This is a genomic window from bacterium, from assembly GCA_030019025.1.
Taxonomy (GTDB): domain Bacteria; phylum Hydrothermota; class Hydrothermia; order UBA1063; family UBA1063; genus UBA1063.
Window position 1 is genome coordinate 1 of sequence record JASEFR010000012.1, and the last position, 11,398, is coordinate 11,398.

Below are 11,398 nucleotides of genomic sequence, written 5' to 3' on the forward strand. Positions count from 1 at the left end.
TACAAACTCCTTACCCTGGAGATGTTACAACCTGCTTTAAACGAAAACTCGGCGCACAGCCAGAAGCACCAGTTGAAGAACAAGTTCACTTTCTCAAGAAAATATATTACAATGAAAAATTTATTCTTCTTGCGAAATTCATTGAAATAACTAAAAGAGCCTTAGCAGAAGTTTTAGAATATCCCGATGCTCAGCGAAGATGGTATCCTTATGCTGTGGAAGCTGGAAGCAGGCTTTTAAGTACTGAGCCCTTTGATGCAATAATTAGCACTGCAGATCCATTTACATGCCACTTAATCGCTAAAACACTTAAAAGGAATTTCAAAATTCCCTGGATTGCCGACTTTCGAGACCTCTGGACTCAAAATCATTATTATCGCTTCAGTCCAATAAGACGCTTAATCGAAAGAAGTCTCGAGTTAAAGACATTAAGGTTAGCTGACGCACTGGTAACAGTGTCAGAACCATTAGCGCAACAACTCAGAACACTTCATAAGGAAAAGCCTGTATATACAATAACGAACGGATACGACCCTGATGATGTTAAGAAAAAACCATTAACGAAGGAATTCACCATTACTTACACCGGATATCTTTACAAAGGTAAAAGGGATCCTGAATCTCTTTTTAAAGCAATATCTGAACTTTTAAATGAAGGAAAGCTCGATAAGCATCTTGTAAAAATTCGTTTCTATGGAGTTACAGAATATTACTGGATTGAAAACAAAATTAAGAAGTACCATCTTGAAGACGTGGTTTTACTGAACCCGAAAGTTCCAAGAGACACCGCCTTAGATAAGCAAAGGGAATCACAAATCTTACTTCTTTTAATGTGGAACCATCCTGAAGAGGTAGGAGTATACACGGGCAAATTATTTGAATACCTTGCAGCGAGACGGCCCATTTTGGCTGTGGGGGGACCACGAGGCGTTGTTACCGAACTGCTTGAGGAAACTGGAGCTGGTGTACATCCGCCAAACCATGAAGAGTTGAAAAAAGCATTGTTAGAATTTTATAATGATTACAAGACTTACGGATATGTACCATACAAAGGTAATGAAGAGAAAATATCAAAATACTCCCATCTCGAAATGGCAAGACAATTCGCAGAGCTACTAAACGCCGTTACGGAAAAATTAAAAAGTTGAAATGCACCATAATTCCATTTTGCTTAAAAATATCTTTCCCGCATTCTATTTTAATTTTGAGATGCTTATTTTTCCCTAAAATACAGATAAAAGAACTTCGGTCCGGACACAAACACCCTTTTCCACAATCTCCTGGGCTCCAGAACAAGCCTCGGGAGCCACTCAAGGCCAATTGCTCTGAAAATCTTTGGACTCCTCTTTTTAACACCAGCAAACCAGTCAAAGGCAGCACCAATAGCACCTGCAAACTTCACGCTTAATTTTTTAAGATGGTCAAGATTCTGGTAAATCCAGAGCTCCTGCTTAGGTGCGGTAAGTCCAACCCACACTATATCGGGCCTTGCAGATTCAATAGCCTGTAAAATTTTTCTATTTTCCTCTTCTCCAAAATACAGCCCCTTCACAAAGGGAGGTGAATAAGTGCCAGCAATCTTTTGCCGTGGAAATTCTTTACCAAACCTCTCCACAATTTTTTCCAGCGTCTCTTCTGTGCTTCCGAGAAAGAAATGGTTATAAGAAATTCCCGCTCCCTCCAGATATCTGCAAAAATTTTCAAAGAAATCAGGTCCCGGTAATCTTTTTCTAATTTCCCCTCTGCGAAGCCTTGATGCAATTACCACACCAATACCATCGGGCACAATAATTTGAAAACTTCTTAAAGCATTGTAAAATTCAGGTAATTCAGAGGCTGAGACAAGGGCATGAGGATTGGCACAGGCCATAACGATGGGCAAATTTTCAATGCCACTTCCCATAGCATTGACAAGTTCTCTAAAAATCGTATTAAAATCTTCTGTAACCACTTCTATTCCCAGAACTTGCTCCTTTCTGAGACTCATTTTTTTGCTCCTCCATGAAAAGTTTATAGTTCTGAACAATGGCTAAAGCGGGTAAAAAAAGTAGTAAATCAATACCGTAAAAGGCTGAAGTAGACTCCACAAAAGCCCTTGCCATTAAAAAAACAAGAACACCAACAGCCTCAAGGAAGGTATTATCAACCTTTTTAGTACCACGAAACTGCTTTTGATACTTAAGAATAACCCGTCCTATTAAGAGCAAGGTGAGCAGAAAAGAACTTGTAAATAAGAGAAAACCAAAAATACCACTTTGGATAAAGGCATGAAGAAAAGCATTATGCATGTGTTCTCCTTCTAAGAGGAGTCTGTCTGCATGAAAACCGAACCCTGTCAGCGGATTTGACAACGCAACTTCTATAGTCTTACGCCATGTATACTCTCTTCCCGAAAGATCAAAAAGGCCTTCTAACTCACCCCCTGCCCTCCACTTAAAAGCCGAAAGATAGAAAAGATAGAAAACAGGTGGAAGGGTAAAAAGCAGCTTCCACTTTAATCCATAAAAGGCACCGGCAAGAAATCCTACAAAAGCAAGAGCAATTATGCCACCGTAAAGTGCAGAGCGGGATTCAGAATATACCACATTGGTTATGGAAATCAGAAAAATGAAAAGATACAAAATTCCTCTTTTGATCCCTTTTCGCCAGACCCTGGTAAGTGATACGATAGCCGCAACTATTCCAAATCTGCCTACACCATTGGCCGTTTGCGTACCAAGAGAAAAAGGAAGCTCATACAACCTTCTATTGGGAGCTCCCAAAAGGATATCTTTAATTGGTCCAAAGAAAATGACAAGAGAGAAAAATACCATCAGGTAAAAATTTACTTCAAAAATCTTTTTAAGACCGGTGTAAGCATCTTTTGATTCAAATAAAGCGTAAATAACGGAAAATGGTGCTATGTAAACCGAAGCCCAGTAAAGTGCTTCTAATGGTGAGGGCGAGAGGAAGAAAAAAACAAGCCCAAAAAGGCCATACAGAAAAAGAAGCAAAAATGGTCCAGCCCGATTGTACTCGGCTTTGTTATTGCTATAATTGGTATTACTTAGCTTAAAATAATATAAAATACCAAGAAACAAACCAAAAATCGGTAAAAATGCCCGCAAAGCATGTATTCTGTCAAATATTGTATAAATTTCATGCCACTTGTAAAGCCCAGTATATATGCCTCCCCAGATTAACAACCATAAGAAAAGTAAGGTTTTCATACTGATACAATTTCCCGGTAATATCCTTCAATTCTCTCCGCAAGCCTGTCCCAGAGGTAATATTCCTCAACCCTCTTCCTTGCCCTTTCCCCAAGGGAAATCCTCAACTTTTCATCCTTATAAAGTTTTTCCAGAATTTCTGCGGTGTTTTCAATGACTACCGAAGGGGCAGCAGGTTCAATTAAAAAACCCCAATCGGGCTTGATATGAAAACCCGGACCTCCACTTTTCAGGGCCACCACGGGAAGACCCGCACCCATCGCCTCAACTACCACTGCACCACCACCGTCCCTAAAACTCAGAAAAACAAAGACATCCGCCCTTGTATATTCTTCTAAAAGTTTTTCTCTGGGTAACCAGCCCGCAAATTTTACACTCTTTTCTATTCCGAGAGTTTTCGTCAATTTTATGAGATTCTCCTTCTCTTCTCCATCACCAACAATGACGAGTTCACACTGCATTTCGCCAATTTTCTCTAAGAATCGAGCAAAAGCCTTAATAACAATCCCAAATCCTTTGAGTCGGTGCAATCTCCCTGCTGTCATCACCCTAAAGGGTGCACCCGGCTCTTTTCTTCCTTGAGAAAGCACAAGAAACTCCTCCCAGGAAAGTCCATTAACCGGGAAAAAATCTATTTTATGATGTAACTCAGGAGGAAAACATTCCTTCGTCTCCTTATTACAAACAAGGATTTTTCTTGCCCTTTTAGCCGTCAGCTTTCTTGATATTAAAAAGTGGCGTCCAATAAACTGGGCAAAGTCTCTAACAAACTCTTTAAAATTGCCGGCAATAGAATACTCTTTTTTGAGAGGGTGTGGCGTTTTTTGCCCACCCCCGATGGGACCCCACAAAAAGGGTTTTCCAAGGAAAGCACCAATAAAGCTTGGCATCCAGTCGTTGCCAAAGGTTAAGTGGTGTACAACGTCAAAATTATATTTTTTGTTCAACTTTCGCGCAATAAGATAGGCCTTTATTTGCCACAGATAGTAATAGATTCTCCTCATGAAATCAATCCTGTAAAGCACCTCAAAAAGCCCAGGAATTCGCACATATACAACATGCATGTTGGGCGGAATGAATTCGTGCTTTATCCTGTTGTAGGCTTCTGTAAGCACCCAGACTTCATGATTCTTTGCAACCCCTGTAGCGATTTCCCATCCCACCAAATCCTCTCCTGGATGAAGGGATAAATCCCCACCTTTATTGCATGCATAAGCGGATATCAGTACCCTCATGTTTCACCTCGACATCAAAATACCATAGATGTTACCAAGGGTCCTCATAAAATCATATTTTCTTCTATACCTCATAAAATCTAGGAGAGAAATAAAAGTTCTCACAAAAAGACCGAGATACGCACTGTAAACCGACAGCTCTTTGTGTTTTTTTACAAAGTACAACCTGTTAAATATCTCTCTTTTCCCGAACTCAAAACCATTGCCCCTGCCAGATTGACCGGGAAGGTGTTCATACTTGCATTCCGGAAGAACCAGAAGTTTATAACCTTCTTTATATACAGAATAACTAAAATCCAGGTCTTCAAGGTATCCGTACCCCCTGAACCATTCATCAAATTGCACTTTATCAAATATAAAAGATCGCCAGAATGTGCAGCCAGTGGGCAACCACTTTGTGTAAAGAGGCTCCTTTGGTGGTAAAATCATAGTTTGAAAACCCGATGGTGGAACATCACCAGGAAAAGGTGAATAAAGACCAAGCCTGTTAACCACATATCTCCTTTTCCATTTTTCCATAAACATAGAAGGATGATTCACCATTGTAAAAGAAAAGCCTGCGACATCGGGATAGTGTTTTTCAACCATAAAAAAATTTTCAAGGCTGTCATCATACAGGATTATATCGTCATCCATAAATGCAATGAATTCGTATTTTCCCTTTGCTCTCTCAACTCCAAGATTTCTCTGGTAAGTAGAAGAGCTTATTTCTGAATAAATATATTCATAATGAAAATCCGGGGCTTCCTTTTTTAAGATTTCCTCCGCAAATCTCTCACCGCTTTCTACAACGATTAACGTAAAATTTTCATACCTCTGAGCCTTTAAACTTTTCAGAAATCTCTCAAACTCAACGGGCCTGTTCTTAGTTGCCACTACAATTGCTAATCTTTCCATCTTCCAAAATTCTTCTTGATTTTTTTCCTACCCTTGAGATAGGAAAAAGTTGAGGCAAATCTCCGAGGAAATTTCAAACTAATAACTTCCAGATTCTCATAATTTATATCGGTTCTCCAGACTCTATTAAATTCAGATACGGGAAACATTTCGTGAGTTAAAAGAGCAGTTTTAACATTCAGGTCATTTGTGAGGAGTTCAAGCAAAACAGCAAGGCTAAACTCCGAACCACCTACTGCCCCCACCTGGGGGTGAACCACAAGAACAGGTTTATCTTCTCTCATTTAATTACATTTTATTTGCTCTTTACCATCTGTTCAATCCAGCGATAGGTCTTTTCAAGCCCCTCCTCTAAAGAAACCTTTGGTCTCCATCCAAGAACCTTTTCCATAAGAGTGAGGTCCGCATTTCTTCCCCTCACACCCTGCGGTTTTGATGTGTCATATTTTTTGGTGATTTTCTTCCCTGATATTTTGATAATTATGTCCGCAAGCTCGTCTATGGTAACAAGTCTATCAGACCCAATATTTAATGGTTTATCAAAATCTGACTCCATAAGCCTTATTGTTCCTTCCACAGCGTCATCAATATAGCAGAAAGAACGGGTTTGCTTACCGTCACCCCATATCTCTATTTCACCGGGGTCGCTGGCAAGGGCAACCTTCCTGCACAGTGCCGCCGGAGCCTTTTCCCTTCCACCTTCATAGGTACCCTCAGGACCATATATGTTATGATATCTGGAAATTCTCACTTCCAGCCCATAATCCTTGTGATAAGCTTCGCATAACTTCTCAGCATAAAGCTTTTCCCAACCATAGAAGGTATCAGGCTGTGCCGGGATTGCGTCCTCTTCTTTCAGAGGTGTTACCTCTTCATTTAATTGCTTGAATTCGGGGTATACGCAGGCCGAGGATGAGAAGAAGAACCTTTTTACCCCATTCTTAACAGAAGCTTCAAGCATGTTTATATTTATTAGACTGTTATCATGCATAATTTCGGCCCCAACCTGCGTAATAAACCCTATTCCGCCCATGTTGGCAGCAAGATTGAAAACCCAGTCTATGTCCCTGGTCGCTAAAAGACAATTCTCGTAGAATCTGAGGTCTACTGTGAGCTTTTCATCATAGTATTTTTCCTGTATGTAGGGGTCCCATTTAATGTCTGCTACTCTAACGAAATGCCCCCTTCTTTTAAGTTCCCGTGCCAGATGGCTTCCTATGAAGCCCCCTGCTCCTGTAACGAGTATTCTCATGTTCTAAACTCCTTTATTTTGCAAAATTATAAAGCCTTAGCCATTTTTTATAAAGATAAATGCTGAAAAATTGCAAAATTGGCACAGAACCTAAATATAAAATCATCGCTTTCCATACACCTTTAAAATTCTGCATCGCACCAACCGCTCGATTTTTGGGATAAACTTCTATATGCCTCAGGCGAATCGGAAAACGTCTCCCAAATTGTTATAAATAATGCTCTCCCTTTCTCACACAAAACAGTTTTTAAAGAGTTTTTTCACGACTGCCGGAAAAAATAACCCTCTTATTCCTGAACCTCACTATCCTCAGATAACTTATCACATAAACCACAAGGTACACCACGTACAGTCCTATCAGTGCCCTTGTGTTTGACCTTAAGAATAACGCTATGAGGCAGGTGATAAAGGTTCCTGCCCAGAAAAGGGGAGAGGTCTTTGCATTATTTCGTATGTATCTTTTAAATACCAATGAATGCATATGAAGGATGTCCGCATCCATTGCATTTTTTCTCTTTGCAAAGCGCCTTCTATAAATGGAAAAGACCGTCTCCGTAAAGGGGTAAGCAACGGAGAGGAGTGGAAACCAAGGAGAAATGCCATCATTTCTATAAACAAGCAATACTGAAGTGGTTGCAATGAGAAATCCCAGAAAGTATGCCCCGTTGTCCCCAAGCAAAATTTTTCCGGATGGATAGTTTCTGATGAAAAATCCAAGAAGTGCAAAAAGTGTAAGGGCAGAAATCCCAAAAACAAACATATCCCCAACAAGATAAGAGGTTAAAGCATAAAATGCAAAAACCACAATGCCAACACCGCTTGCAAGGCCATGAAGCCCATCAATTATGTTGAAAGAATTGGTAATACCTGCAACAGCAAACATGGTGAACATCAAGCCAAACAGGGGATTGCTTAATATTGCATCAAATAATGGGATATCCACATGTGTTATATAAATGTCGAAAACAATTGAAAAAATTAATGCCGAAAAGAAAGCAATAATCAACCTTATTGAAGGCCTGACTTTCTGGAAAGCATCCTCATATATGGCCACAAAAAAAACAGGTAAAGAAGTCAGAATAAGCAAAATCAAATCCTTGAAGCCTGCAACTAAAGCTGAAAGAATCAATGCCAATATAATGGCCACACCACCCATTCTTGACGCATTCTCGGGGTTGACCTTCTGTGGCCCGCTTCCCGGAAGGTCTTCAACACCTTTAAAAGTCGCAAAATGCTTACTGAACAAGAAGGCAACAATAAAAGAGATTACACAGCCTAAAAAAAACTTCATTCTTAACCTATTTTCTGCCTTTACTGCAAACTAAAACGACTAAAAATGCACCAAACCCAAAACTAAAAAGCACTCTTGAAAAGTACATGGTATAAATTATACATCTTGCTCGTTTTATAGTCAATGAAAAGCTAAACTTATTGAATTTTTAATGTCAGGCTGGCAACAAAAATGAGGATGGCACGCTAATAAAACAAAGACCTTTACACAACGATATTTAGAAATTCCGAAAATGTACCCGATGCTTTAAAATATTTATAAAATGGAGGGGAAATGCCCGTTCTTGAAGTAAATTCACTTCAAAAATTCTATGGGAAGGTGCAGGCTTTAAAAGGGATTTCCTTTTATGCCGAGGAGGGGGAGATTTTTGGGTTAATCGGTCCCAACGGAGCCGGTAAGACTACTACCCTTAGAATTGTTTCTACCCTCCTGACTTTGTCGGGAGGCGAGGTGAAAGTTTTAGGGTATGATGTACAGAAAGACGCCTCCAAGATCAGGAAATTTATAAGTTATTTACCTGAAGAGGCTGGTGCTTACCGAAATCTGAGGGGGATCGATTACCTGAAGCTCATGGCTGAACTTTATGCTGATGAAAGAAAAGAAGCCGACAAAATGGTTCCCCGTGCCTTAGAAATTGCTAATCTTGGCGACAGGATATATTCAAAGGTTTCTACATACAGTAAAGGGATGACAAGGAAACTCCTACTGGCTCGAGCCCTTATGCATGAACCAAAGCTTGCTATCCTCGATGAACCAACATCGGGCTTAGACGTTCTCAATGCTCACGAAATAAGAAAAATTATAAAAGAGTTTGCGAAGGAAGGGAGAACTGTGCTCCTTTCGTCCCACAACATGCTGGAAGTTGAATACCTCTGCGATAGAGTCGCCTTTATTCATGAAGGTAAAATCGTAGAACAAGGAGAACCGGAAGAACTTAAAAAGAAATATGGCGTCAAGAACCTGGAAGAAGTCTTTGTGGAGACGGTGAAATGAGAAAGTTTGCAGTACTCCTTATCAAAGAATTGAGGGAACTGATCAATAAACAACTTATCGTATCCTTTATCACAATCATCGTTCTGTTTCAGCTCATAGGAAAAATTGGAGAATCTGAAAGTAAAAAAATGGAAGAAAAAAGAGAGATTGGCCTTGTAATGCTGGATAACGGCAGATACAGTAAGACCATTGAGACAACCCTGCGGAGTATTTTCAATGTCTTTTCCATTGAAGGCAATTACCCTGAAGAATGGATGAAAAACGCCTATGAATCTGATATCAGAAACATCGTTGTTGTTCCCGAAGGATTTTCAAAGGAAATTGAAGCAGGGAAAAAAGCAAAAATTGAGGTCTATTCAATCACAAAATCCCTCGGAGTGAGGGAAAGAATTCAAAAAACTATACTTTCCAGCATCATTAAAAGTCTTAATGAATCCATATCCCGCGAACTTCTTATTGAAAAAGCAAAGGGACAGGATCCCGAGTTCCTGACAAAACCCGTCTCAACCGAAGAATACGTATATATTAGGGGAAGAATAATAAAGGCTTCAGCGGATGCCATCTTCGCTCACATGATTCAGCAATCCATTTTCATACCAGTCATTCTATTTCTCTTATTGATTCTTACATCCCAGATGATTGCCACGGCCATGGGACAGGAAAAGGAAAACAAAACCCTTGAAACCCTTTTAACAACCCCCGTTTCCCGGGCATCGATCATCTTTGCCAAGATGATCTCTGCCATTATCATCTCCTGCATTTTTGCAGGCGCATACATGTACGGATTGAAGGGTTATATGTTTACGGGAACGGGGGGAGCATTGAGCGAACTTGCAAAAATTGCAAAAAATTACGACCTTACCCTACCTGTTCAGGGCGTAGTTCTCTTTGGTATCTGTATATTTTTATCTCTTCTCACAGGACTTCTGATGACTACCATTATTTCCCTCTTTGTTGAAGATACTCGCTCTGCCCAATTGGCCATTACACCTGTTATGATCTTACTTTTTATTCCTTACTTTCTGAGTTTCACCGTTGACATCATGGAGCTAAGCCCCACAGCAAAAACCCTCTTATATCTCATACCCTTTACCCACCCATTTTACTTTTACCGATTCTACATGCTTGGGTATATGAAGGAGGTCTTTCTTGGAATTGGCTACCTCACTTTGCTAAACATCCTTCTTATTTTCATCATCATTAAACTTTTCTCCACAGACCTTCTCCTTACTGCAACAATTAGCCTAAGGAGAAGGAGATAGAACCGCACGCAAACTTAGGAGAGTATTTTTTTCGTCCCTTCCCAACTTCTAAAACTTAAATCTTTATTGCACAAATTCAAGTGTATAATTAAAGTGTATAATTAAAGCATAAGGAGGAATAATGAATTTCACAAAAATAAGATACGTGATGTTCGTAGCAGTGCCTGCTCTGATTCTCATCCTCAGCTGCGCAAAAGAAAATGACAACAATATAATTCCCGAAAATGCGACCTTGAAATTTACCATTACAGGATATAAGCTACTGGACATGGCAAAGGATGGGTCGTGGTTTGCAGGTTATGACGAAACCAACTACAAAGTAGCCGGCTTCAGTGGAACAAACGGAAGCAAAATCTGGGAATATACTATACCAAAAGTTTGGATAGATACCTATGAGGGTCCTGAGGAGGTGCAGGACTGGATAAGTTGTGGAGCAAAAATCACCGATGATGGAAACTACATCCTTTTGGCATGTGAATATACCACAAAAATACTGAACAAAACGGGGGAAGTGATCTTTAACGGCGAGAGTTTCACCTACAATAATTCAACCTACACATTCGGGGGACCTGCGGATATATCAGGAGACGGCTTTTACTTTGTACTCGGTAACCCTCTTTCCCTGTTCACCCGAGAAGGACAATTGGTATGGTGTAAAGCAGGTGACCAATACGGAAGTTCATCAAATTACGTTACTATCAGCAAAAACGGGAGTTACGTTGCAAGGGATATGGGAGACGTCTATCTTTACGACCTTTCAGGGAATCTTTTACTACAAGTACCTGATAATGATATCGCTGCGGATTTTATTAAATTTTCTCCCACCGACAACCTGCTTTTCTGGGGTGGGCTGGGGGGAGGCAAAGTGATAGATTTAACCGGAAACACACTTCATCTGGAAACGACAAACGATTACTACGGAGTTATGGATATGGCGATACCCGAGAACGATTCTCTTTTGTTTCTTGCCCTTGTGGGAAAGGTCAAACTCTATACGCTTTTGCCAACGTCCGATCTACTTTGGGAAAACGATTCTGTATCAGGCAGGGTTTTTTCTGTTGATGTTAGTGGTGATGGAAGTTTGCTCGGTGCCATGGGCGACTGGGGTAATGTCTACATATTCAGTAGAGATGGCCAAATTCTTTTTACCGCCGATCAGGACGGTAGCGCAAACGGAGTAATAAGACTTTCCGCCAATGGAAAATATTTTTGTGCTCAGGGAGACGGAGGCAAAATTTACTACTACGAGATGAAATAAA

General features: G+C 40.2%; 11 protein-coding genes. 4 read left to right on the top strand and 7 right to left on the bottom strand.

Translation table 11 applies throughout. The features are described 5' to 3' along the window. Positions 1–1,148, top strand: a 1,148-nt coding sequence (locus QMD82_04255) for a glycosyltransferase (protein ID MDI6851132.1), incomplete at its 5' end; no start/stop codon positions are given. A gap of 65 nt (positions 1,149–1,213) precedes the next feature. Here the strand turns inward: QMD82_04255 and QMD82_04260 are convergent. The 7 genes from QMD82_04260 to QMD82_04290 all read right to left on the bottom strand — a co-directional run bounded on the left by QMD82_04260 (position 1,214) and on the right by QMD82_04290 (position 7,884). After that, positions 1,214–1,987: a WecB/TagA/CpsF family glycosyltransferase gene (locus QMD82_04260; GenBank protein MDI6851133.1), complete on the bottom strand. Its 774-nt coding sequence runs from the start codon at positions 1,985–1,987 to the stop codon at positions 1,214–1,216. Next, positions 1,932–3,209, bottom strand: a complete 1,278-nt coding sequence (locus QMD82_04265) for an O-antigen ligase family protein (GenBank protein MDI6851134.1) — start codon at positions 3,207–3,209, stop codon at positions 1,932–1,934. Before QMD82_04265 ends, QMD82_04260 begins: the two co-directional genes overlap by 56 nt. Beyond that, positions 3,206–4,444 (bottom strand): glycosyltransferase family 4 protein, encoded by a 1,239-nt coding sequence (locus QMD82_04270; protein ID MDI6851135.1) that lies wholly within the window; start codon positions 4,442–4,444, stop codon positions 3,206–3,208. The genes QMD82_04265 and QMD82_04270 overlap by 4 nt, the downstream gene beginning before the upstream one ends. Before the next feature lie 3 nt (positions 4,445–4,447). Continuing rightward, positions 4,448–5,341, bottom strand: coding sequence for a glycosyltransferase family 2 protein (locus tag QMD82_04275; GenBank protein MDI6851136.1), 894 nt, complete (start codon positions 5,339–5,341; stop codon positions 4,448–4,450). Next, positions 5,329–5,625 carry a hypothetical protein gene (locus QMD82_04280; protein MDI6851137.1) on the bottom strand — a complete coding sequence of 99 codons (297 nt, stop codon included), beginning with the start codon at positions 5,623–5,625 and terminating at the stop codon, positions 5,329–5,331. The genes QMD82_04275 and QMD82_04280 overlap by 13 nt, the downstream gene beginning before the upstream one ends. A gap of 11 nt (positions 5,626–5,636) precedes the next feature. Further along, positions 5,637–6,593, bottom strand: a complete 957-nt coding sequence (locus QMD82_04285; protein MDI6851138.1) for an NAD-dependent epimerase/dehydratase family protein — start codon at positions 6,591–6,593, stop codon at positions 5,637–5,639. 247 nt (positions 6,594–6,840) lie between these two features. Beyond that, on the bottom strand, positions 6,841–7,884 hold the full coding sequence (locus QMD82_04290) for a glycosyltransferase (protein MDI6851139.1): 1,044 nt from the start codon (positions 7,882–7,884) through the stop codon (positions 6,841–6,843). A 273-nt stretch (positions 7,885–8,157) separates the two neighbouring features. Here QMD82_04290 and QMD82_04295 point away from each other — a divergent pair, with 273 nt between their 5' ends. The 3 genes from QMD82_04295 to QMD82_04305 all read left to right on the top strand — a co-directional run bounded on the left by QMD82_04295 (position 8,158) and on the right by QMD82_04305 (position 11,397). Beyond that, positions 8,158–8,877, top strand: coding sequence for an ABC transporter ATP-binding protein (locus QMD82_04295; protein MDI6851140.1), 720 nt, complete (start codon positions 8,158–8,160; stop codon positions 8,875–8,877). After that, positions 8,874–10,139 carry an ABC transporter permease gene (locus QMD82_04300; protein MDI6851141.1) on the top strand — a complete coding sequence of 422 codons (1,266 nt, stop codon included), beginning with the start codon at positions 8,874–8,876 and terminating at the stop codon, positions 10,137–10,139. Before QMD82_04295 ends, QMD82_04300 begins: the two co-directional genes overlap by 4 nt. A 121-nt stretch (positions 10,140–10,260) precedes the next feature. Then, positions 10,261–11,397 carry a hypothetical protein gene (locus tag QMD82_04305; GenBank protein MDI6851142.1) on the top strand — a complete coding sequence of 379 codons (1,137 nt, stop codon included), beginning with the start codon at positions 10,261–10,263 and terminating at the stop codon, positions 11,395–11,397. Position 11,398 lies beyond the last annotated feature (1 nt).

Coding starts and splice junctions, on each gene's coding strand:
- QMD82_04260 (MDI6851133.1), bottom strand. CDS start 1,987: ATGAGTCTCAGAAAGGAGCAAGTTCTGGGAATAGAAGTGGTTACAGAA.
- QMD82_04265 (MDI6851134.1), bottom strand. CDS start 3,209: ATGAAAACCTTACTTTTCTTATGGTTGTTAATCTGGGGAGGCATATAT.
- QMD82_04270 (MDI6851135.1), bottom strand. CDS start 4,444: ATGAGGGTACTGATATCCGCTTATGCATGCAATAAAGGTGGGGATTTA.
- QMD82_04275 (MDI6851136.1), bottom strand. CDS start 5,341: ATGGAAAGATTAGCAATTGTAGTGGCAACTAAGAACAGGCCCGTTGAG.
- QMD82_04280 (MDI6851137.1), bottom strand. CDS start 5,625: ATGAGAGAAGATAAACCTGTTCTTGTGGTTCACCCCCAGGTGGGGGCA.
- QMD82_04285 (MDI6851138.1), bottom strand. CDS start 6,593: ATGAGAATACTCGTTACAGGAGCAGGGGGCTTCATAGGAAGCCATCTG.
- QMD82_04290 (MDI6851139.1), bottom strand. CDS start 7,884: ATGAAGTTTTTTTTAGGCTGTGTAATCTCTTTTATTGTTGCCTTCTTG.
- QMD82_04295 (MDI6851140.1), top strand. CDS start 8,158: ATGCCCGTTCTTGAAGTAAATTCACTTCAAAAATTCTATGGGAAGGTG.
- QMD82_04300 (MDI6851141.1), top strand. CDS start 8,874: ATGAGAAAGTTTGCAGTACTCCTTATCAAAGAATTGAGGGAACTGATC.
- QMD82_04305 (MDI6851142.1), top strand. CDS start 10,261: ATGAATTTCACAAAAATAAGATACGTGATGTTCGTAGCAGTGCCTGCT.